The organism is Kiloniella laminariae DSM 19542, from assembly GCF_000374005.1.
In the GTDB taxonomy this organism is placed as follows: Bacteria; Pseudomonadota; Alphaproteobacteria; order Kiloniellales; family Kiloniellaceae; genus Kiloniella; species Kiloniella laminariae.
The window spans coordinates 155,392-176,175 of the sequence record NZ_KB893168.1; the positions used below are offsets into that span (position 1 = coordinate 155,392).

General features: G+C 49.9%; 23 protein-coding genes. 13 read left to right on the forward strand and 10 right to left on the reverse strand.

Going from position 1 to position 20,784, the window contains the following annotated elements; all coding sequences use genetic code 11:
* Window positions 1–94 precede the first annotated feature (94 nt).
* Both B152_RS0118565 and B152_RS0118570 read right to left on the reverse strand, forming a co-directional pair.
* Window positions 95–478: a hypothetical protein gene (locus B152_RS0118565; protein ID WP_020593947.1), complete on the reverse strand. Its 384-nt coding sequence runs from the start codon at window positions 476–478 to the stop codon at window positions 95–97.
* Between the two features lie 145 nt (window positions 479–623).
* The gene (locus B152_RS0118570) at window positions 624–968 is read right to left on the reverse strand and encodes a hypothetical protein (protein ID WP_020593948.1); all 345 of its coding nucleotides are present in this window, start codon (window positions 966–968) and stop codon (window positions 624–626) included.
* 338 nt (window positions 969–1,306) lie between these two features.
* Here B152_RS0118570 and B152_RS0118575 point away from each other — a divergent pair, with 338 nt between their 5' ends.
* Window positions 1,307–1,747, forward strand: coding sequence for a GNAT family N-acetyltransferase (locus tag B152_RS0118575; protein ID WP_020593949.1), 441 nt, complete (start codon window positions 1,307–1,309; stop codon window positions 1,745–1,747).
* A gap of 40 nt (window positions 1,748–1,787) precedes the next feature.
* Here B152_RS0118575 and B152_RS0118580 read toward each other — a convergent pair whose 3' ends face one another.
* Entirely contained in the window at window positions 1,788–3,035 is a 1,248-nt protein-coding gene (locus B152_RS0118580) for a threonine synthase (protein ID WP_020593950.1), read from the reverse strand.
* A gap of 293 nt (window positions 3,036–3,328) precedes the next feature.
* Between B152_RS0118580 and B152_RS0118585 the strand changes: the two genes are divergently transcribed.
* The 5 genes from B152_RS0118585 (at window position 3,329) to cysE (ending at window position 7,899) form a co-directional block, all read left to right on the forward strand.
* Complete coding sequence (locus B152_RS0118585) at window positions 3,329–4,294, forward strand: LysR family transcriptional regulator (protein ID WP_020593951.1); 966 nt, start codon at window positions 3,329–3,331, stop codon at window positions 4,292–4,294.
* A 256-nt stretch (window positions 4,295–4,550) separates the two neighbouring features.
* Complete coding sequence (gene tcyJ / locus B152_RS0118590) at window positions 4,551–5,351, forward strand: cystine ABC transporter substrate-binding protein (protein ID WP_020593952.1); 801 nt, start codon at window positions 4,551–4,553, stop codon at window positions 5,349–5,351.
* Window positions 5,352–5,357: 6 nt separating this feature from the next.
* Entirely contained in the window at window positions 5,358–6,023 is a 666-nt protein-coding gene (gene tcyL / locus B152_RS0118595; protein WP_020593953.1) for a cystine ABC transporter permease, read from the forward strand.
* On the forward strand, window positions 6,024–6,779 hold the full coding sequence (gene tcyN, locus B152_RS0118600; RefSeq protein WP_020593954.1) for an L-cystine ABC transporter ATP-binding protein TcyN: 756 nt from the start codon (window positions 6,024–6,026) through the stop codon (window positions 6,777–6,779). It begins immediately after the preceding gene.
* Between the two features lie 316 nt (window positions 6,780–7,095).
* The gene (gene cysE / locus B152_RS0118605; protein WP_020593955.1) at window positions 7,096–7,899 is read left to right on the forward strand and encodes a serine O-acetyltransferase; all 804 of its coding nucleotides are present in this window, start codon (window positions 7,096–7,098) and stop codon (window positions 7,897–7,899) included.
* 103 nt (window positions 7,900–8,002) lie between these two features.
* Here cysE and B152_RS0118610 read toward each other — a convergent pair whose 3' ends face one another.
* Window positions 8,003–8,395, reverse strand: coding sequence for a MerR family transcriptional regulator (locus tag B152_RS0118610; RefSeq protein ID WP_020593956.1), 393 nt, complete (start codon window positions 8,393–8,395; stop codon window positions 8,003–8,005).
* A 76-nt stretch (window positions 8,396–8,471) separates the two neighbouring features.
* Between B152_RS0118610 and merF the strand changes: the two genes are divergently transcribed.
* Together merF and B152_RS26560 are read left to right on the forward strand one after the other, a co-directional pair.
* Window positions 8,472–8,690 carry a mercury resistance system transport protein MerF gene (gene merF / locus B152_RS0118615; protein WP_020593957.1) on the forward strand — a complete coding sequence of 73 codons (219 nt, stop codon included), beginning with the start codon at window positions 8,472–8,474 and terminating at the stop codon, window positions 8,688–8,690.
* Window positions 8,683–8,889: a GDCCVxC domain-containing (seleno)protein gene (locus tag B152_RS26560; protein ID WP_083921944.1), complete on the forward strand. Its 207-nt coding sequence runs from the start codon at window positions 8,683–8,685 to the stop codon at window positions 8,887–8,889. Before merF ends, B152_RS26560 begins: the two co-directional genes overlap by 8 nt.
* A gap of 25 nt (window positions 8,890–8,914) precedes the next feature.
* Here B152_RS26560 and B152_RS0118620 read toward each other — a convergent pair whose 3' ends face one another.
* Window positions 8,915–9,790 (reverse strand): MurR/RpiR family transcriptional regulator, encoded by an 876-nt coding sequence (locus tag B152_RS0118620; protein ID WP_020593958.1) that lies wholly within the window; start codon window positions 9,788–9,790, stop codon window positions 8,915–8,917.
* Window positions 9,791–9,971: 181 nt separating this feature from the next.
* Here B152_RS0118620 and B152_RS0118625 point away from each other — a divergent pair, with 181 nt between their 5' ends.
* From B152_RS0118625 to B152_RS0118645, 5 genes are all read left to right on the forward strand, one after another.
* Window positions 9,972–10,805 (forward strand): N-formylglutamate amidohydrolase, encoded by an 834-nt coding sequence (locus B152_RS0118625; RefSeq protein ID WP_020593959.1) that lies wholly within the window; start codon window positions 9,972–9,974, stop codon window positions 10,803–10,805.
* A gap of 1 nt (window position 10,806) precedes the next feature.
* A complete protein-coding gene (locus B152_RS0118630; RefSeq protein ID WP_026261706.1) occupies window positions 10,807–11,316 on the forward strand; it encodes a TRAP transporter small permease subunit in 510 nt (169 codons plus the stop codon).
* Window positions 11,316–12,635, forward strand: coding sequence for a TRAP transporter large permease (locus tag B152_RS0118635; protein ID WP_020593961.1), 1,320 nt, complete (start codon window positions 11,316–11,318; stop codon window positions 12,633–12,635). Before B152_RS0118630 ends, B152_RS0118635 begins: the two co-directional genes overlap by 1 nt.
* A gap of 145 nt (window positions 12,636–12,780) precedes the next feature.
* Window positions 12,781–13,836 (forward strand): TRAP transporter substrate-binding protein, encoded by a 1,056-nt coding sequence (locus B152_RS0118640; RefSeq protein ID WP_020593962.1) that lies wholly within the window; start codon window positions 12,781–12,783, stop codon window positions 13,834–13,836.
* 74 nt (window positions 13,837–13,910) lie between these two features.
* The gene (locus tag B152_RS0118645) at window positions 13,911–15,281 is read left to right on the forward strand and encodes a glutamine synthetase family protein (RefSeq protein WP_020593963.1); all 1,371 of its coding nucleotides are present in this window, start codon (window positions 13,911–13,913) and stop codon (window positions 15,279–15,281) included.
* A gap of 140 nt (window positions 15,282–15,421) precedes the next feature.
* On the opposite strand, the gene B152_RS26240 is transcribed toward B152_RS0118645, so the two are convergent.
* The 5 genes from B152_RS26240 to B152_RS0118665 form a co-directional block, all read right to left on the reverse strand.
* Window positions 15,422–15,691, reverse strand: a complete 270-nt coding sequence (locus B152_RS26240; protein ID WP_211212243.1) for a hypothetical protein — start codon at window positions 15,689–15,691, stop codon at window positions 15,422–15,424.
* The gene (locus B152_RS26245; RefSeq protein WP_211212244.1) at window positions 15,688–16,098 is read right to left on the reverse strand and encodes an FMN-dependent NADH-azoreductase; all 411 of its coding nucleotides are present in this window, start codon (window positions 16,096–16,098) and stop codon (window positions 15,688–15,690) included. The genes B152_RS26240 and B152_RS26245 overlap by 4 nt, the downstream gene beginning before the upstream one ends.
* A 138-nt stretch (window positions 16,099–16,236) precedes the next feature.
* Window positions 16,237–17,124, reverse strand: coding sequence for a LysR substrate-binding domain-containing protein (locus B152_RS0118655; protein WP_020593964.1), 888 nt, complete (start codon window positions 17,122–17,124; stop codon window positions 16,237–16,239).
* 79 nt (window positions 17,125–17,203) lie between these two features.
* Window positions 17,204–19,312, reverse strand: a complete 2,109-nt coding sequence (locus tag B152_RS0118660; protein ID WP_020593965.1) for a sensor histidine kinase — start codon at window positions 19,310–19,312, stop codon at window positions 17,204–17,206.
* A complete protein-coding gene (locus B152_RS0118665; protein WP_211212245.1) occupies window positions 19,309–20,742 on the reverse strand; it encodes a sigma-54-dependent transcriptional regulator in 1,434 nt (477 codons plus the stop codon). The genes B152_RS0118660 and B152_RS0118665 overlap by 4 nt, the downstream gene beginning before the upstream one ends.
* Window positions 20,743–20,784: the final 42 nt, after the last annotated feature.

The following is a 20,784-nucleotide window of genomic DNA, read 5'->3' on the forward strand; positions in this document are numbered from 1 at the left end:
CCAGAGCTGCAATTAAAGTTGGCCGCTATATAACAAAGCCGCTTTATTTTATCAAGCAGGGCCAGACACCTCAGCCACCAGATAACAGCATCCGCTATTTCAAGAAACCACCGAGGCCATCATTTGCCTTGAAGACGATCACCGAGCCATTAGGGCTTCGACAGGAAACCGCAATTTCTTCGACACGATCCACCCTGCGATCAAACTGCCGGCGCGTCGTACTGTAAAAACTTGAAAAGGAAAAAACTTTGGTCTCTCCCGGTTTAAATGTTCCCTGTTCAGGCGAGTAGGAAAATCCGCCGGCCCCATTTACCAGAATCATACAACCGTCAATAGTTCGCTTATCTTCACTTTTGATCGTCACATTACTTTTCCCCAGTGAGACAAGGGTAAAGTCATAATCCCCCTGGGAACCGTCACATCCGGCCAATATAAATGGCGCACTCAACAAATAAACCAAACAGTTCTTCAGGTTCACCCTGTATATCTCCCTCACCAAACAAACAGCAGGTGGTCTCATACCTGCTGGTGTGGTGAAGTCTAATTGAATGCTGGTTAATAAATCATCTCAGGAAAGGTATAAAGAATGTTTCCGGTAAGAACTGTCTCCGAACGAAAATAATTTAGCCCAGAAAATCACCAAACCCGTTGCGGGAATTGAACAGAATTGCCCGCCCCCTTGGCTTGGAACAGTTGATTGAAATCTCTTCTATCCGGTTGACTTTTGGATCAAACTGACGTTTCACCGGGCTGAAAAAATTTGATAATACCAGTATCCTCTGCTCGCCCTTGCGAAAGTTGATGTTTCCCGGTTTATGCCAGAAACCATTTATGCCATTGAGAAAAACAGCGCAATCATTAAGAGCGTGCCCTTCAAGGCTTTTGAGTGCTATGGTCGAGCGCCCTTTTGTCACCAGTTCAAAGTCAAGATCCTGCTTGTCTGGTTTACAGCCTGAGATAAGCAGCAAAACAAAAACACATCGTAATGTTTTAAAAAGCCCTGAGCTTTTTCGACTTGGGGTAAACAAGGTAGAATCCCTTTGCGCCAGGAATCACAGATAGAAACAATAAGGAAAATCTGTTGAAGAACACAACAATTAAGAGCGAAAACACGGCAGATAAGAATTAGCATTATTACTGTAAAAACAACAATGTCGAGAGATTTCATATTGCATTTTATCAATCTCTTTTTTTTGTAATAATTTCGGGATATACTACTTTTGATATTCAACAGATCTGACAATGTTGACAGGTCAAATTCACAGGGTATCTCCCTAAACAGAACATCACAGATCTCAGGAATATCATGAACAGTTATCCTATCCGCGAAATGCAACCCGGAGATCATGGCGCTCTGCTGGCCCTCTTCAGCTCAACTCCGGGTGTGACGCTTCGTGAGGCTGACAACAAAGAAGCAACTGAACGGTACCTTGAGCGGAATCCCGGTCTGAATTTTGTTGTCGAGCAAAACAACGTCATTGTCGGTTGTGTTATGTGTGGACACGATGGTCGCAGAGGATACCTGCAGCATCTGATTGTCAGCGAAGGATTCCGACAACAGGGCCTGGGCGAAGCCCTGTTTCAGAAATGCCTAACAGCACTTGCCAACCTCGGTATTGATAAAACTCACATCTTTGTTTTCAAGAACAACGATCTCGCCAATGCCTTCTGGCAATCAAAAGGCTGGAGCTTAAGAGAAGATGTCAATCACTACTCCTATACGGCCTCCGGGCGCGAGAACGCATAGAGATCGTGTAACTCCTCATTAACTCTGACTTTCTGCTCTCTCAAATCGTCGAATAATCAACGGGCTTATTTTTGTCCAAACGCCGGTTAATAGCGGGCATGGGGTACTTCAGGCCGGTTGCACAGTTATAGAGAACAGCGCGATCACTGGCATTGATCCGCCCATCAGCAAGAGCATTTTTGTAAGCAGCATAGGTCGCGGCTCCCTCGGGGCAAAGCAATAACCCTTCCTGACGGGCAACTTCTTCCTGAGCTTTAACGATCGAGTTGTCGTCCACGGCAATAGCGAAACCACCGCTTTCCCGGACAGCCCTCAGAATAAGAAAATCACCAACAGCAACCGGCACCCGTATCCCCGAAGCGAGTGTATCGGCGTCTGGCCACAAAGGCGCATGTTCCTTGCCTTCTTCAAACGCCTTGACGATAGGAGCACAACCGCTTGACTGGACCGCGACCATTTTCGGACGTTTACTGCCAATCCAGCCAATGGCTTCCAGCTCGGCAAAAGCCTTCCACATACCAATCAGCCCCGTTCCTCCGCCCGTGGGATAGAAGATGACATCAGGAACATCCCAGCCCAGCTGTTCAGCCAGCTCAAGCCCCATGGTTTTTTTACCCTCAATCCGGTAAGGCTCTTTCAGGGTGGAGCAATCAAACCAGCCTGTAGGCTCTTTACCCTCCCCGACAATTTTGCCGCAGTCATTGATCAGACCATTGACGCGATAGACCTTGCCGCCTTGATACTCGATCTCGGAAACATTGACTTCTGGTGTGTCATCCGGACAGAAAATGGTGGTTTCCATCCCCGCACGGGTGGCATAAGCCGCCATCGCGGCACCCGCATTACCGTTGGTCGGCATGGCCAAACGGGTAATGCCAAGTTCTTTGGCCATCGCGACGGCCAGGGCCAGCCCCCGTGCCTTGAAAGATCCTGTCGGCAGACGTCCCTCATCCTTGACCAGCAACTGACCGCCTTTTGCACCAAGTTTGCGCAAGGGAATTAACGGGGTCATCACTTCCCCCAGACTGACCACGTTGCAGCTCTGTCGAACAGGTAGAAACTCTCTGTATTTCCAGAACCCGCCCGGCCGTGCCGCCAGATCCTCTTTGCTGACAGAGGCTCCCAAAGCATTGAGATCATACCGCACCAGAAGGGGTTTTCCTGCTGGAGACAGGCCATGAAGCTGGTTTGAGGGAAAAGTCTCCCCTGTATAAGAACATTCAAGGTGTGTGACAAAGTTCGGAAAGTCATTCTCCGTAGCCGGATCGAACACAAAATTTCCAGACATTCAAATCTCTCCTTCAGCCCAATGAGCCTCGACTACAGATAAAGGTTCTGCTCCCTAGTGTCTGACCACTACGGTCGGCAAGACTATGGAACAGGCAAAAGTGTGCCCGGACAGTTCAAGAAAGAAAAGCGACCTCACAAAAACCAATTCAACAGTTAAGTTTTTCCAATCTAGATGCTAATTTTATGTAACTTTCTTGAACTAAATGAATATTTCATCATTAATTATACCGAAGATGTGTAAGTTATTCGGGTAACAACCCGCTTGAACAAATTGGCTTAGAGCAGATGCATATGACCAAGAACATGAACCTGAGGGCGATGGAGATTTTTGTCATCGTCGTAGACAAAGGCAGTATGGCCGATGCCTCAAAAGCTTTGGGGATGACCCAGTCTTCAATCTCCCAGCAAGTCTCCAATCAGGAAGACCTCTTTGCCGTAAGACTCCTGGACCGCTCTGTCAGACCGCTAACACCGACACCTGCCGGGCAGCTCTATTATGACCACGCCATCAGAACACTTGATGCAGCAACAGGCATGTGGAATGCCTTACAGAAGGCAGATCAAAATTCACTATATCAAATCCGGGTTGCAGTTATTGATACACTGGCAGACACACTTATACCTGCCTTGTCCTATGATTTGGGTAAACGCTATCCTGCAGGAAGAATTAAAATCTGGAGCGGCCAAACCGGAGACCACCGCACTGCGCTGCTGGAACGAAAAACAGATCTGATCATTACCATGGACCAGATGGAGGATATTGATGCAATGGAACGTTACCCTCTCTATCGGGAACCTTTTGTTCTGGCGATCCCGACAGCAGCGAAAAAAGAAGGGGATCTGCTCGGTTTCCTGATTAAGAACCTCCCCTTTATCCGCTATAGCCCCAGACTTCAGATTGGCCAGCTGATCGAACAGCAGCTCAGGCGGCTACGTCTCAATATTCCGCATCGATACGAACTGGATACAACCAGAGCAATCATGCCCATGGTTGCCGCAGGACAGGGCTGGACCATTACGACCCCCACCGGATTGCTGGACTGTCGCCACTTTCTCGACAACGTCAAAGTCCTTCCCCTGCCCTTCGCCAGTTTTTCGCGACAGATTTCCCTTGTCTCCCGGGATCGGGAACTGGGCAAATTACCCAAACAACTTGCCCGGATCTGCCAGGAACATGTGAAAACAGTCGCCATGCCACAGATCCAGCATAATCTCCCCCCTGAAATAGAAGTTGTTAGTTATAACCAAAGCAGCTGAAACTACCCAGACACTTACGATGAACACTGGCCAGAGACATCCAAGATAACTCCTCAGGGGGAATAGATCCTCAGGGGCGTTTTTTTCACCCCCAAATGGCAGGCTTTCTCACTTTTAAAATTCACAATTAAACACAAAATAATTGTTAAAATATAATAATAACTATTTTTTTTGTAAATTACCTTGTAATCGAAATAATCCTGCGCCATATCTGCGCCAACGGTTCATCACCTCTTTACTCTGATTGCGAGTCATCATGCTAAACATCTCTGTTAAAAATCTCTTTTCTGCTGCCGTCCTGACAGCCTCACTCTTGGGCCTCTCCACGGCCTCAGCCCATGCCAAAGGCGAGCTCCTGGCAGCAATCAAGGAACGCGGCACGCTGCTGGTCGGCCTTGAAGCAACCTATCCCCCCTTCAACTATCAGGATGAAAACGGCGAACTGGTCGGCTTCGAAGTTGACGTTGCCAAAGCCCTTGCCGAACGCCTTGGTGTGACAGCCGAATTTGTGCCAACAAAATGGGATGGCATGCTGGCCGGTCTTGAAACAGAACGCTTCGATGTCATTACCAACCAGGTAACAATCACCGAAGATCGCCTGAAAAAATATGACTTTACCCAACCCTATACGGTATCCGGCATTCAGGTCATCACCCTGAAGGACAACCAGGATGGTTATGTCACCCCTGCTGATCTCGAAGGCAAAAAAGTTGGCGTTGGCCTGGGCAGTAACTACGAAGACTGGCTCACCGCCAATGTTCCCGGTGCTGAAGTCTCCACCTACGATGAAAATGCAACCAAGCTTCAGGACCTCCTGGTAGGCCGGATTGATGCCTTCCTCAATGACCGTCTTGCAGCCGCTTATCTGCTGGAACATTCCGATGGCCGGATTGTTGCCGCGGGCGAGCCTTTCGACAAACAACGCATGGGTGTTGCTCTTCGTAAAAACAACGATGACCTGCTGGCTGCCCTGAACAAGGCTATTGACGAATTGCGTGCTGACGGCACACTGGCAGCAATCTCGCAAAAATGGTTCAAACTGGACGTAACCAAGTAATCACTCATGGATGAGATCACAAAACTGATTCTCGACTCGGTCCCCTTCCTTGCGAAGGGGACCGCCTATACTCTGGGCTTAAGCCTCGGAAGCATGGTCTTCGGGCTTGCTCTGGGCTTTGCTGTTGCCTTTATGCGCCTTTCGCCTTTGCGACTGCTTAACTGGCCGGCAAAGTTTTTTATCTCCTTTATCCGTGGCACGCCGCTGATTGTTCAGCTTTTCCTGATCTATTATGGGCTGCCTGAATTCGGCATCCGTCTTGACCCCATTCCCGCCGCCCTTCTCGGACTATCTCTGAATGTCGGCGGCTATACCGGTGAAATTCTGCGCGGGGCCATCGGGGCCATTGAACGAAGCCACTGGGAAGCAGCCTATTCCATTGGCATGACCCCGCTTCAGGCCATGCGTCGGTCAATTCTGCCCCAGGCAATCCGCATCGCCCTGCCCTCCCTTGGCAACACCTTCTTGAGCCTGCTCAAGGACACAGCCATTGCCGCAACAATCCAGGTCCCTGAACTTTTCCGTCAGGCCCAGTTGATCAGTGCAAGAACCTATGAAATCTTTGCCATGTATATCTCGGCCGCGGTTATTTACTGGATTTTTTCCACAGGACTTTCCTGGCTGCAAAACCGCCTGGAAAAACGGGCAAACCGTCACTTGAGGTCACGCTAGATGAATATGATCGAGGTTAGGGACCTTCATAAAACCTTTGAAAAAACTGATGTTCTCAAAGGTATTGATCTGGTCGTAAAAAAGGGCGAAGTACTTGCCATTATCGGCCCGAGTGGCTCGGGGAAAACCACTCTGCTGCGCTGCCTGAACCTGTTGGAAGCACCTTCATCCGGATCAATCCGGGTTGCCGACATCACAATTGATACGGCGCTCTCGTTATCAAAACAAAAGCGCGATATCCGCAAACTGCGTCAGCATGCCGGATTTGTATTTCAGAACTTTAACCTCTTCCCGCACAGAACGGTCCTGGAAAATATTATCGAAGGGCCAACTATTGTTAAGGGCGAAGAACCCGCTGTTGCTGAAAAACGCGCCCGCTATCTCCTGAAGAAAGTCGGAATGGCCAACAAGGAAAGCGCCTACCCCTCCGCTCTTTCCGGTGGTCAGCAACAGCGTGTTGCCATTGCCCGTGCGCTTGCCATGGAACCTGATGTCATCCTGTTTGATGAGCCAACATCTGCGCTTGATCCAGAGCTGGTTGGCGAAGTACTTGCCGTCATCCGCAGCCTAGCTGAAGAGCACCGGACCATGATTATTGTTACCCATGAAATGGCCTTTGCCCGCGATGTTGCTGACCGGATAATTTTCATGGCAGAAGGCCGTATCGTCGAAGAAGGCCCCGCAAAGGAATTTTTCTCTGATCCCAAAAAAGAGCGAACCAGAAAGTTTCTAAAGACAATTCTGGAAGAAAGTTGATTTGAACCGACCTCGCTTGGAAGTGACCTTACAAATCTGGTGTTAAATATTCTTCGAGATACTGGCGAATTCTTAAACGTTCTGTTTCCAGCGGGAGATATTTCAGAATGGAGGTTGGTTCTGGCATTATTTTATCACTGTTAATTTAACAAATTAAACCGCTTTATTCTGATATAATTTATATGAAAGGCATCTTGCGTCCAGCTCTCGTGATGCTGAGATACCTTCGATCACAAAAAATCATTTAAAAAATTGCCCTGTGATCTTATATCATATCTCTGAGGCAAACCCTGACAGTACAGGAAAAGGAAGCACGATGGCCCATACAGCAGAGAAAACGGATCCAAGTGATCTGATCTGGTCCTATATCAGGAAAGAAGCTGTTGAGATGGTTGAGAACGAGCCTGTTCTTGCCGGCTTTCTTTATTCCACAATGCTCAATCACGATACTCTCGAACAGGCTTTGAGTTACCACCTCTCCCAAAAGCTCGGGAACACGGCTGTCCCTTCTATCTTGCTGAGGCAGGTTTTTGATGAGGTCCTGGCTTCTGACCCTGATATTATCGCAGCAATCCGCGCGGATATTCTGGCTGTTTTCGAACGTGACCCGGCTTGTACAAGTCACCTGGAACCCCTGCTCTATTTCAAAGGGTTTCACGCCCTGCAGTGCTATCGGATTGGCCATTGGCTGTGGAACAACAGTCGCAAACCCCTCGCACTTTTCCTACAAAACCGTATTTCAGAGGTTTTCTCAGTCGACATTCATCCCGCCGCAAAAATTGGACAGGGCATTATGATTGATCACGGCACAGGGGTTGTGATCGGTGAAACCACTGTCATCGAAGACAATGTCTCCCTCTTGCAAAATGTCACTCTTGGCGGAACAGGCAAGGAAACCGGAGACCGCCATCCGAAAATCCGCCAGGGCGCATTGATCTGTTCCGGGGCAAAAATTCTCGGGAACATCGAAGTCGGTGAATGCGCCAAGGTCGGCGCAGCATCTGTGGTGCTGCAGAATGTCCCCGCTCACTGCACTGCTGTCGGAGTTCCGGCCAAAATAGTCGGCAGCTGCTGCCCGCAACCTGCCCGGGAAATGGATCAGAGCCTGCCGTTGGATTAAGGTTCCGGACAGATCCGGGCTTCGCCTGAAACTGTCTCGATTTATATCCCTACGCGCAAGACCTGACCGCTCATGACCGTGCTGACCGCCTGCCTGTACCCAATCAATCTGCAAACAGATCTTTGAGCATGGGACAATCTTTGCCGCCAGATTTACAGGATACGACAAGTGTCTTCAATGCGGCCTCCATAGACCTCAGATCAGCAATTTTTTCTTGAACGAGCTTCAGATTGTTTGCGCCAATGATCCTGACTTCATCACAGTTTCCCGAGGCATCACCATAAAGATCCAGAAGAGATCTAATCTCCGAGAGAGGAAAACCAAGTTCGCGGCACCGCTTAACAAAACGGAGACGGGTTATAGCATCTTTATCATAAACACGACGTCCTGATACAGACCGCGCCGCTTTGGGGACAACTCCCTCACGTTCATAATAACGTATAGTCTCAATCGTAACCCCACTCAATCGAGCAGCAACCCCAATTGCTTGTGTCATTATGTTCTTGCTCCTGTAGTCACTACAGGAATTATAACCTTGTATTGAGTTGGTTCAAAAAAATAATCGGGGATCTATGCAAAATAAACAGCTAACCGTTGGTATCATTGGAACAGTCATAGCAGCATTATGTTGTTTCACACCGATACTGGTCATCCTGCTTGGGATAGCAGGATTGTCAGGGCTCGTCGGATATTTGGATTTTGTGCTATTGCCGACACTCCTGATTTTCGTGTTGCTGACAATCTACGCACTTTGGAAAAAGACCGTGGAAAAAAGGTCATGCCATGATTAGTCTTGTTTCGAAAATCACCTGCCCTGCCTGCGGACACAGGGAAACAGAAACAATGCCGACAGATGCTTGCCAATGGTTTTACGAGTGCAAGGGTTGTCTCGAATTACTCAAGCCCAAACCGGGGGATTGTTGCGTATATTGCTCATACGGGACAGTCGCTTGTCCCCCCGTTCAACAGGGTAGCTCCTGTTGCTCCTGAGCTCACAGGAATACCTTTCGTAAATTCAGATAAATTTTTTGAACATCTTGGTTTGGTCAAACAACTCCTCCAGAATTTTCATTCTGTCTTTGGTTTCATCCCAGGTTTCGTTTTGCACAGCAGCAATAACCGCCTCAACCAGGAACAGTGTCACCACAAGNGAATCCCATGCGGAGGGTACCTCAATGCGGGAATTGAGGCTGTGCGTGGCAAATTTTCCGGCAGGAGATCCCCATTGATCGGTAAAAAGAACAAAAGTTACCCCCCGTGACTTGGCAACCTCTGCCAGCCTGAGAATATCGTGCTCATAGCGACGGATATCAAAAGCCACCAGAACATCGCCTTCTTTCATATTCAAAACATAATGCGCCCAGGTATTCGAATTTGGCGCCATAAGCGTCACACCACTTCGCATCACCTGCATATGGGTGAAAAAATGATCCGCCATTGACCGGGTAATTCTTCCCCCAACGGCATAGATGTCTCGTTTGGGATCAGACAGCAACTGGGCAACGGCATTAAAGTCAACCGGGTTGATTTGTCTCAGGGTCTGCCGCATATTTTCCATTACCGCTTCGGCAAAGCGGTTCAGAATATGGGTTCCCGGCGCATTTTCAGCCCAGAGATCGTGCTTGTTGATCGGGTTGGATATTGTCGCCTTGAGTTCGCAATGAAGCTGGGCCTGCATCTGCGGAAAGCCGCCAAAGCCAAGTTTCCGTGCCATACGGGCGACTGTCGGTGTGGAAACTCCAGAAGATTCTGCAACCGCCGTAATACTTCCCAGTCCTGAAACAGGATAATCTTCCAGCATGCAATTGGCCAATTGACGTTCTGCACGTGTCAGGTCTTCAAACTGCTGACGGATACGTTCTGCAACCGTCAGATTCTCTGCATTATCCATGACCACCCGTTCCGATCTGTTCGGATTTCACTCCGGTTTTTCTCTATCTGCGCCTACTTTAATCACAAATGTGTAATTTTCTCCACAACATTATTATAAGAAAATATCTTTTCAGAAAATATCTTGACTTTTTTCTCAGGTCTGAAAATATAATTTCAAAAATAAAAACAGGGGTACAGATTTGTCGACTGAGTCTCATAACGCAGAAAACACCGGTTCTGCCAACAGTGTGGTTGAAACCAGTAACCTTGCTGGTGCCGGGGATTTCCTTATTGTCTGCGAACATGCCTCAAACTACATTCCGCCAGCTTATAACAACCTGGGTCTGGATGAGACTGTCCTCAAAAGCCACGTCGCCTGGGACCCTGGTGCGCTGGCTGTTGCCCAGGCTTTGTCAAAGGCACTTGATGCCCCTTTGGTGGAACAGAAACTTTCTCGCCTGATCTATGACTGCAACCGTCCACCTGAAGCCGAAAACGCCATGCCGGCGCAAAGTGAAATCTTCACAATTCCCGGTAACAGCAATCTTTCCCAGGCTGATCGGGATATGCGGACAAACAGTGTTTATGTCCCTTTTCGCAGTGCCCTGACAGACTGCCTTGACCAGCTCCAGGCCAGAGGTCAGTCGCCTGTCGTGATCACTGTCCATTCCTTCACCCCTGTCTATAAAGGAGTGAAACGCGATGTGGAAATCGGCTTCCTTCATGACCGGGATGATATCTTTGCCAAAGAACTGATAAAGACTTTTGCCGCAGAAACAGATAAATTCGTGCTACGTCTTAATGAGCCATACGGTCCTGCGGATGGCGTTACGCACACCCTTACGGAACACGCCCTGCCCCGAAATCTCAGGAATGTCATGCTGGAAATCAGAAATGATCTGATAACTGACCCGGAAAGCCAACAGGATATGGCGACGGTTCTGGCACAGGCAATCTTGCAGGCTGAAAAAACTCTTGGGAAAAAGAAAAATCATACAGCTCCCACAACAAAACCGATAAAAACGGGAAACTGAAATGCTCAGTATAATAAGATCCTACGTTCGAGCCGTGGATGCGCTGAACCGGTTTACAGGGCTGGTGACCATGCATCTCATCTTCCTGATGATCGGCATCTTACTTTATTCTTCAATCTCGCGAACCCTGTTTGACACCCCCGTCAACTCTGTCGTGACGATTTCCCAGTTTCTGATGTCTGCTTACTATCTGCTAGGCGGTGGTTTTTCCATGCAGGAAAACGCTCATGTCCGTATGGATCTGTTCTACAGCCGCTGGTCCTCGCGCCGAAAGGCGGGAACAGATGCCTTTACATCCATCTTCCTCGTTTTTTATCTGGTCGTCCTGATGATTGGGGCCATATCCAGTTCGGTTTATGCGGTCAAGACAGGTCAGGCGACCCGTACGCTGGTTCCCTATCCTCTCGCCCCCATAAGAATAATCATGACAATCGGGATATTTCTGATGCTGCTTCAGGCAACTTCAGCCTTCTTTAAAGACCTGGCAAAAGCCAGAGGAGTAACACTTTAATGAGTTACGAACTAATCGCATTACTGATGTTCTCCACGATGATGGTCATGATGTTGACTGGTCAGCGTGTCTTCGGTGCTATCGGATTTGTTGCCGCAATTGCTGCAATCCTTCTCTGGGGCCAGGGAGGGGTGGAAATGCCCTTTACCGCAACCTCGAAACTTATGAGCTGGTATCCGCTCCTGACACTTCCCCTGTTTGTTTTCATGGGGTACATGTTGTCTGAATCAGGGATTGCCAGTGATCTTTACAAGATGTTCCATGTCTGGATGGGACCGCTGCACGGCGGTCTTGCCATCGGGACAATCTGTCTGATGGTCCTCATTTCGGCCATGAACGGTCTCAGCGTGGCCGGTATGGCCATCGGAGCCACCATTGCCCTGCCGGAAATGCTGCGCCGTGGATACGACAAGGTTATGGTCACAGGGGTGATCCAGGCAGGGAGTTCTCTGGGTATTCTTGTGCCACCAAGTGTTGTTCTGGTTCTCTATGGCATGATTGCCAGACAGCCTGTCAGTGATCTCTGGCTTGCTGGTGCCGTCCCGGGGCTGATGCTAGCAGCGATGTTTGTCATCTATATTGTTGTACGTTGCCGCCTGCAGCCGGAACTTGGGCCTGTACTTGCCAAAGAAGAGCGTGACATTCCCATGCGGGAAAAGCTGGCGCTGCTCAAGGCGGGTATCCTGCCTCTGCTGATCTTTGTCTTCATGACAGGCTTCTTCGTCGCCGGGATTACCAGTCTGGTTGAAAGTTCTGCTGTCGGAGCGACAGCGGCCTTGCTCGCAGCGGTCTTCCGTAGACGTCTGACCATGAAGGTACTGGAGACAACCATCCGCCAGACCCTGGGCATCAGCTGTATGTTCATGTGGATCATTCTTGCAGCCCTCGCTTTTGGCGCTGTATTTGACGGCCTTGGTGCTGTTAAGGCGATCGAAAGCCTGTTTCTGGAAAAATGGGGCCTGAGCCCCTGGGAAATCCTGATCCTGATGCAGTTGTCCTATATCGTGATGGGTATGTTCCTGGACGACACCGCAATGCTGGTGATTGTTGCGCCACTCTATATTCCACTGGTGATGAGTCTTGGCTTTAACCCGATCTGGTATGGTGTTCTCTATACCATCACGGTTCAGGTTGCCTATATGACACCTCCCTTTGGCTACAACCTGTTCCTGATGAAGGCAATGGCACCGCCGGAAATCTCGTTGGTCGATATCTATCGTTCCGTGATTCCTTTCGTCATCATCATGATCATAGCACTGGTGGTTGTTATGGCTTTCCCGCAGATTGCTCTGTGGCTGCCAGAATATGTCAAGTCTTGACATCTGCTATAGGAAGGTAAAACAGAACGAATACAGGAGGTTAAAAATAATTTAGGTGAGAATAGTCAAGAAGAACTGAAAGAGCTTCAGGCCATCCGGATATTCTGTCCGGAGATAAACAAGTTGAACTAGGGAGTAAGAAATTATGACGAATAACAGACGCGAGTTTCTGAAAAAAGCAGGTCTGGCGACCGTTGGTGCCGCTGGCGCTACCACATTGGCAGCACCTGCAGTACATGCCCAATCCACAATCAAGTGGCGCTTGCAGACCTATGCTGGTCCTGCATTGGGTGAGCATGTGATCAAACCGGCTATTGATGCTTTTAACAAAGCTGCCAATGGCGAAATGGTCATCGAACTTTATTATGCGGATCAGTTGGTCCCGACCGGTGAACTGTTCCGCGCGATGCAGAACGGAACGATCGATGCCGTACAGAGCGACGATGATTCCATTGCTGCTCCCGTTGACGTATCTGTCTTTGGCGGTTACTTCCCCTTCGCAACCCGTTACAGCCTCGACGTGCCGGTCTTGTTCAACCAGTACGGTCTGAATGAAATCTGGGAAGAAGCCTATAACGAAGTTGAAGGCGTCAAGTGGCTTTCTGCTGGTGCCTGGGACCCTTGTCACTTCGCGACAAAAGATCCGATCAACAGCCTTGCAGATCTGAAAGGCAAGCGTGTCTTTACCTTCCCGACCGCGGGCCGTTTCCTCTCCCGCTTTGGTGTTGTTCCGGTAACACTGCCATGGGAAGACATCGAAGTCGCCATGCAGACCGGTGAACTCGACGGTATCGCCTGGTCCGGGATTACCGAAGATTACACTGTTGGCTGGGCTGATGTGACCAACTATTTCCTCACCAACAACATCTCCGGTGCCTGGTGTGGGTCATTCTTTGCCAACGAAGATCGCTGGAACGAAGTTCCTGAGCATCTGAAAACCCTGTTTAAGCTTTGCATGGACAGCTCGCACTACTACCGCCAGCACTGGTACTGGGGTGGAGAAGCACAGCTTCGTACCGAAGGCACCAAAATGCAGCTGACCACTATTCCTGATGAAGAGTGGGCAACTGTTGAAGCTGAAGCTTACAAGTTCTGGGACGAAATCGCTGAAACCAGTGATCGTGCCAAACGCGTGGTCGAGATCTTCAAAAAGTACGCAAAAACCATGGAAAAAGCTGGCAAGCCATATCGCTACAGCTAATCCCGCGTTCTGTCACAGCCCATTATCGGGCTGTGACACCCCTTTTTTAAACACCTTTAGAATAAGAGAATACAATGTCCGGCAATCTTTCCTTTGAAGACCTGAAACGTGCCGTCTCCAGCGGCGAGATTGATACCGTTCTCGTCTGTCAGGTTGACATGCAAGGCCGCCTGATGGGCAAGCGTTTTCACGCAGACTACTTTGTCAAAGGCGGCTATGTCGAAACCCACAGCTGCAACTATCTCCTCGCCACCGATATGGAGATGGAAACCGTAAAAGGCTATAAATCGACCAGTTGGGAAGCTGGTTATGGTGACTATGTGATGAAACCCGATCTGAGCACCCTTCGCCGGGTTCCCTGGCTCGAAGGCACCGTTTTTGTGCTCTGCGATACGCTTGATCACAATACTCACAAAGAAGTCCCCCACTCTCCGCGCGCCATTCTCAAGAAGCAGGTTGCACGTCTCGATGCGATGGGCATGAAAGCTTACATGGCTTCTGAGCTGGAATTTTTCCTCTTTGAAAACTCCTACGAAGAAGCCCAGAAAGACGGCTACCACAAGCTGGAAACCCTTGGGAAGTACAACGAAGATTATCACATCTTCCAAACCACCAAGGAAGAAGGCGTCATGCGCGCCATCCGTAACGGCCTGCATGGTGCCGGTATTGTGGTTGAATGCTCCAAAGGCGAAGCCTCTGCCGGACAGGAAGAAATCAACGTCAAATACGACGATGCAATCAATTCAGCTGACAACCATGCCTTTATCAAGAACGCCTGTAAGGAAATTGCCTGGCAGAAAGGTCAAGCCCTGACTTTCCTGGCAAAGTGGCACAACGATGCTGCGGGCAGCTCCTCGCACGTTCACCAGTCGCTCTGGTCTGCGGATGGCAAGGAAGCCCTGTTCCATGATCCGAAGGCTGAATACGGCATGTCCCAGCTGATGCGTCACTATGTTGCCGGACTGCTGCACAACGCCAGTGATATCACTTATTTCCTCGCCCCCTACATCAATTCCTACAAACGTTTTGCCGAAGGCACCTTCGCCCCGACCAAAGCGATCTGGAGCAAGGACAACCGCACCGCCGGTTACCGGCTTTGTGGAGATGGCACCAAGGCAATCCGTATCGAATGCCGTGTCGGTGGTTCCGACCTGAATCCCTATCTCGCCATGGCCGCCCTGCTCGCAGCCGGACTTGACGGGATCGAAAACAAGCGCGAGCTCGAAGCCGAGTTCAAGGGCGATGCCTACAATTCCGAAAAGGCCCGTTCCATCCCGAACAACCTGCGGGGTGCCGCCGTTGCCCTCAACCAGTCAAAGATGCTGCGTGCCGCCATGGGGGACGAGGTGATCGATCATTACACCCATGCAGCCGAATGGGAACAGCGGGCGTTTGACCGCCGTGTCACCGATTGGGAAGTTGCCCGCGGCTTCGAACGCGCTTAACCCTTTACCCTGCTTGCAAAAGCACAACTTACGTCTGAAACCGCCGCCTTCCAAAAACAATGAGCGAACCAGACGCCAGCCCTCACCCGAAACGGTGAGGGCTTTTTTTTCAGTGATGTATCTGATGAAAGCATTGCAAATTAAGCAGGCGTTAGATCGGATATAAGGCAGTTTGCCAGCTCTGCAGCAGCTTTGTGGGCTTTCTCTACAGACAAGGCATGACGATCATCGGCGAACTCCTGATATTCGGAACTGATTTCGAAAGCCTCCTCAACCCCGAGATAGGCCTGAAGGGTTTTAATATGCGGACCAAGGTGGTTCATTTTTTCCCGGATGCCGCCGGGGTGAAATCCAAATTCGCCACTTGAGGTAATCAGAACTAGTTTCTTTCCTGATAAAATCGGTCTCAAGGGGTAATCCCCCGGGCTAGGTCAAAGGTAAAGGTTTTGTTGATCCGGATAATCTGGTCAAACCAGGCTTTCAGGGCGGCAGGCATGCCGTAGTTATACATCGGCGATGAAATGACAATTATATCAGCCTGAACCAGCTCATCAATCAGGCTGTCGGATAATGCCAGTAGGCTTTTCTGCTCTTCCGTACGGACTTCCTCCGCCGTGAAAACGGCTGCAATCCAGTCATTTGTGATAAAGTCGGGAGGATTAACCCCAACGTCACGCTGGATGATATTTGTGTCTATGCCGCGATCCATCCAGCTCCTGATGAAAGACTGCGCAATTGATTTGGAAATGGAGTTGTATTTGTGAACCGGATTATCGGTTTTTCTGACACTCGCATCAATCTGCAATAGCGTTTTCATGGTGGCTCCTCAGGTCATTAAGTTGATAACAAAACCACAGTGACGAACAGGGCAGCTTTCCACAAATGAGGACTATTCAGGAATAGATGAGATAATCTCAGGTTTTCAGGGGTCTCAAATAACGGGGATAACGGGGTTTTATCCCGAAAGCCAATCCACGAACAAACGAACATTCTTTTTCCGCTGGCTGGCAGGCGCAACAACCACCCGATAGGAATAACCAGACAACTGTGGCCCCTCTATCCGGACAAGTTCAGATGAAAATTCATCCGAGTTGACAATCGTCTGGCTTAAAAGAGCAGCACCATACCCGCGCTTCAGCGCATCAAAAGCCAGATGATATGAATCAAAATTCATCCGCTTGAAATGATGGAATCCCTCCTTGCCACTCTGCTCAAACCAGGTTTTCCAGGATGGAGCAGCAAGGGTTGCATTTTCCCATCGGACATCAATAAGTCGTTTGGTTTCCAGATCCGCGATATCGACTGTCTTGTCCTTGGAATCAACAGGGCTTTTCCTGATGACGGGGATGTAATGCTCCTGAAACAGAACCACATCGCCTGAATCCTCGGCCGGCACCGGGCCGTATCTCACCGCCAGATCAACCTCGCGACCAGACAGGTCAACACAGCTTTCCGATGTGAATACATTCAACACAAGGGATGGAAACTGTTCATAAAAATCACCTAGCCGGGGCTGCAGCCAGTAGCGGGCGAACTCTCTGGTGGTGCTGATTGTAATTGTGTTGAGATCAACCTTGCCATAGGTCTCTTCAAACGCGCCCGCCAGGCTATCCATCCCCTGGGTTACACCTGGAAATATGCGTTCCCCCTGTCTGGTCAAGGTAATATTCCGGCCAGAGCGTTCGAATAGCTTGATCCCCAAAAGGTCCTCAAGCTGCTTGATTTGGTGGCTGATTGCCGTAGGTGTTACCGACAGCTCTTCGGCAGCATTGGAGATACTCAACAACCTTGCGGCTGCCTCAAAAGCTCGGATCGCATTCAATGGCGGAAGACGTCTTGTCATAAAAACCCTTGAGACATAAGTTTTTGATATTTTGATTGATTAACCGGAAGGAATTAAAGTTTTAATCGTTTAAAATACCTTATCCTCCCCCTTCCCGTTCCAGCAATATATCAAAGTCATCTATTCCTTCGATGACCTTGCCTTCTGCCGGCTGGAACCAGATATAGAAACAGCTGCCAATACCGGGGCGGGAACGAACCTCGATCTTTGCTTGGTAGCGCTGCAGAATACCGTAACTTACGGACAGGCCGAGACCCGTACCACTGTTGGTTCCAGTATAGAAGGGATCAAAAATGCGGGGCAAAACATCGTCGGGGATGCCACAGCCGTTATCGCGCACCACCAGTAAAACACCCTGATCGCGCCAGTTACGCGAACGCAGGGTAATTTGCCCCCCGGCCACTGTTGCATGCACCGCATTGACGACTAAATTGATCAGGACCTGCTGAAATTGCTGATGGTTGCCCTCTACCGGGCGCGTAGACCGCAGGTCGAGAGCCAGACTGATCTTCTTGCGTTCCAGATCATGCTGCACCAGAACCAGTGTATCGGACACAACCCGGTTGATATCGACCGGAATAGCCTGGTTCTGATAATCGGAAGGTCTGGAGTATTGCAACAGATTGTTAATGATCGCGCGAATGCGATAGACCTGCTGGATCACCAGATCGGTTTCGCGTTTTATCGGCCCCGCCTGTTCCCCCAGCTCATCGATCATTAGATCCATATTCCCCAGGATCACAGCTGTCGGATTGTTGATCTCATGAGCAATCCCGGCTGTTAATTCTCCGATGGCAGCCAGCTTTTCCCGTACCACCAGTTGCTCGCGGGTGTGATTGAGCAAGGCGATGTTACGCTCCAGATCATCGGTGCGGTTGCGAAGTTGTACTGTACGTTCCTCTACCTTGCGTTCCAGATCATCGGCAGCTGACTGGATCTGGTCACGCTGTTCCTGCAACTGGTCGAGCATCACATCAAACTGCTGCGCCAGGGCTGCCACCTCGTCTTCAGCTTTAATCCAGCCAATGCGCAGGTCATCGCCTTTCTGGATGCGGGTAATGACTTTGGCCATGGCCTCAATTGGTCGGAAGATCGAACGGGCAACCAGCATGGCCAGAACAACCGACAGCAGGGTCACGGCAACAAAAAGCAGCAACAGCTTCTTCAAGCCTTCAAGATAAATATCCTTGAAGGGGGCCTCCAGAAAACCGGCATAGAGCATGCCGACCCGCTCACCCCGGACATCTGTAATCGCTTCATAGGCAGAAATATACCATTCACTGACGACAAAAGCCCGATCAATCCAGCGCTCCCCCTGTTCAAGGACCCTGTTGCGGACCTCTTCGGATACACGGGTTCCCAGAGCGCGCTGGCTGGGGACTTCCAGTTGACGCGGAACGTTGGTGTTGATCCGGACATCTTCAAGAAAGACAGTGATTGTCCCCAGACTGTCTTCGGCAAGGCTGCCCTTGCTATAGACAATATCCCTGAGACGATCAACAAAGCCAAAATCCCGGTTCACCAGTACGCCCCCGACCAGATAGGCCCTGATTTTTCCTGCTTCGTCTTGCCCGGCCTCATCCCTCACCGGGTAATAACTGTGCAGCACCATCCCCCGGTCTTCGATCAGACGTTCCGTCGGTTTTGCCCGGGGTGTCGGGATCAGCGGGAGGTATATCTTTTGCGGTAATGCCGGGTTAATTGCCGCCAGCTCATCCCTGCTGAAAATTTCAACACCCGTAGCTGCCCCCAGTTTTTCAGCTTGTTGCAACAAGGGACTATCCTTTCTTGCACAGAAAGTTCTATCCCAGTAGTCACACCCTCGGGGGTCCACAAGATACACAAAATCAAAACCTTCGTTCGTTCTGAGTTCTTGCAGATGACGACCAACTTTCTGCTTCTGCTGTTCTGGAGTGAGACCTTCATCCAAAGCAAGATGAAAGCTATGGGATTCAGCCATTAATCCCAGTCTTGCAAGATAATCCTGCTGGGCACGCAGAAAGGCCTCGTGGGCAACAGAAAGGTCTCCGTTGACCTTCATCAGCAACTGGCGATAGCTAAGATCGTTACTCCAGAGATAGGCCATCCCGATCACCGTCGGCATGACAATCAGAACCGGAAATAAAACAAGGAACAGCATTTTGTGGCGCAGGCTGCGGGTAATCAGCGCATAGAGACGCATGATCATTGATCTTTGCTCTCCCTCCCCTGCTGCCAGGCATGAAGTTTGCGGGTCAAGGTCTTGCGTGAAACACCAAGAATTCTCGCCGCCTGTGTCTTGTTCTCTCCTGATCGTGCCAAGACTTTCCTGATATGATCTTTTTCTGCTTCCTCAAGTGTCCAGCTAACAGGATAGCCCGCCACAGAGCTATTATCAGATTTTCCCGGCTTGAGCAGCTCAGATGGAAATCTGCCAAGGAGCAAACAACGCTCCACCATATTCTTCAGCTCTCGGACATTTCCCGGCCAGCTATAGGCTTCCAGTTCTCGAAAATCACTCAGATCAAAAGGGACGTCCTGCAGTCCCAACTGACCTGCCAGCACCTGTGTGAAGTATTCAACCAAGGGCACGATATCCTCCCTGCGTTCACGCAAAGGCGGGATCAAAAGCGTAACCACATTCAGACGATAGAACAGATCGGCTCGAAAGCGCCCTTCATCCTTTTCTTTTGTCAGGTCCCGGTTTGTTGCTGCAACAATACGAACGTCCACAGCAATCTCGCGCTCGCCTCCAACAGGCCGGATCGTTTTTTCCTCAAGTACTCGCAAAAGCTTGGCCTGTAATGGCAAGGGCATTTCCGATATTTCATCAAGGAAAAGTGTCCCGCCATCCGCGTAGGAAAACAACCCTTCTCGAGCCTGTTGTGCGCCGGTAAAGGCCCCTTTCAGATGACCAAAAAGTTCTGACTCAATTAACTCGGATGAAATCGCACCGCAGTTCACCGGGACAAAAGGCCCGGTCCGTCCACTCTCCTTGTGGACTGCACTGGCCACCAGCTCTTTTCCGGTTCCAGTTTCGCCTTCTATCAGCACCATGGATGGACTTGGCGCAACACGGGAAATCATCTGGCAGAGCTGTTGAAAAGGGGCGCTGCGACCAATCATTCCCTCTTTGGGATAAAAATTGTCAATCCGGCGGTGCAGAACAAAATTTTCCCGCAGCAGTCGTCGTTTTTCCTGACAGCGCCGCACTGTAGAGATCATCTGTTCAAGGCGAAAAGGCTTGAGGATAAAATCGGACGCCCCGATCCGCAGAGCATCGATTGCCTTGTCCACATCAGCAAAAGCCGTCATGAACACCACATCCGATGTCCATCCCGGCTCCACGATAGATTTAAGCCAGTCAACACCGGAACTTCCGGGCAAGCAAATATCAACAATCATCAGGTCAAAATGGATCCGCGAGCGCAGTTCGCTCGCCTCTTCAGCCGAAGATGCCACTTCGACCAGACTATAGGTCTTGGCAAGAGCCCGTTGCAGGAAGTCGCGGATCCCCGCCTCGTCATCAACAACCAGAATGGAAAAGCTGACCTTGCCTTCTACCTTCCCAGAAGAAGACGCAGGAAATTTTCCTTTCCCGGTATATCCCCCTGTCACTCTTTCTACCTTGCTGGACAATTTTCCCGCTTTCCCATTTTTATGAGCTGAGAATTAGTGATT

Excerpts from the sequence above, each read along its gene's own strand:
- B152_RS0118575 (WP_020593949.1), top strand. The coding sequence starts at position 1,307 with ATGAACAGTTATCCTATCCGCGAAATGCAACCCGGAGATCATGGCGCT.
- B152_RS0118580 (WP_020593950.1), bottom strand. The coding sequence starts at position 3,035 with ATGTCTGGAAATTTTGTGTTCGATCCGGCTACGGAGAATGACTTTCCG.
- B152_RS0118585 (WP_020593951.1), top strand. The coding sequence starts at position 3,329 with ATGACCAAGAACATGAACCTGAGGGCGATGGAGATTTTTGTCATCGTC.
- tcyJ (WP_020593952.1), top strand. The coding sequence starts at position 4,551 with ATGCTAAACATCTCTGTTAAAAATCTCTTTTCTGCTGCCGTCCTGACA.
- tcyL (WP_020593953.1), top strand. The coding sequence starts at position 5,358 with ATGGATGAGATCACAAAACTGATTCTCGACTCGGTCCCCTTCCTTGCG.
- tcyN (WP_020593954.1), top strand. The coding sequence starts at position 6,024 with ATGAATATGATCGAGGTTAGGGACCTTCATAAAACCTTTGAAAAAACT.
- cysE (WP_020593955.1), top strand. The coding sequence starts at position 7,096 with ATGGCCCATACAGCAGAGAAAACGGATCCAAGTGATCTGATCTGGTCC.
- B152_RS0118610 (WP_020593956.1), bottom strand. The coding sequence starts at position 8,395 with ATGACACAAGCAATTGGGGTTGCTGCTCGATTGAGTGGGGTTACGATT.
- merF (WP_020593957.1), top strand. The coding sequence starts at position 8,472 with ATGCAAAATAAACAGCTAACCGTTGGTATCATTGGAACAGTCATAGCA.
- B152_RS26560 (WP_083921944.1), top strand. The coding sequence starts at position 8,683 with ATGATTAGTCTTGTTTCGAAAATCACCTGCCCTGCCTGCGGACACAGG.
- B152_RS0118630 (WP_026261706.1), top strand. The coding sequence starts at position 10,807 with ATGCTCAGTATAATAAGATCCTACGTTCGAGCCGTGGATGCGCTGAAC.
- B152_RS0118635 (WP_020593961.1), top strand. The coding sequence starts at position 11,316 with ATGAGTTACGAACTAATCGCATTACTGATGTTCTCCACGATGATGGTC.
- B152_RS0118640 (WP_020593962.1), top strand. The coding sequence starts at position 12,781 with ATGACGAATAACAGACGCGAGTTTCTGAAAAAAGCAGGTCTGGCGACC.
- B152_RS0118645 (WP_020593963.1), top strand. The coding sequence starts at position 13,911 with ATGTCCGGCAATCTTTCCTTTGAAGACCTGAAACGTGCCGTCTCCAGC.
- B152_RS26245 (WP_211212244.1), bottom strand. The coding sequence starts at position 16,098 with ATGAAAACGCTATTGCAGATTGATGCGAGTGTCAGAAAAACCGATAAT.
- B152_RS0118655 (WP_020593964.1), bottom strand. The coding sequence starts at position 17,124 with ATGACAAGACGTCTTCCGCCATTGAATGCGATCCGAGCTTTTGAGGCA.
- B152_RS0118660 (WP_020593965.1), bottom strand. The coding sequence starts at position 19,312 with ATGATCATGCGTCTCTATGCGCTGATTACCCGCAGCCTGCGCCACAAA.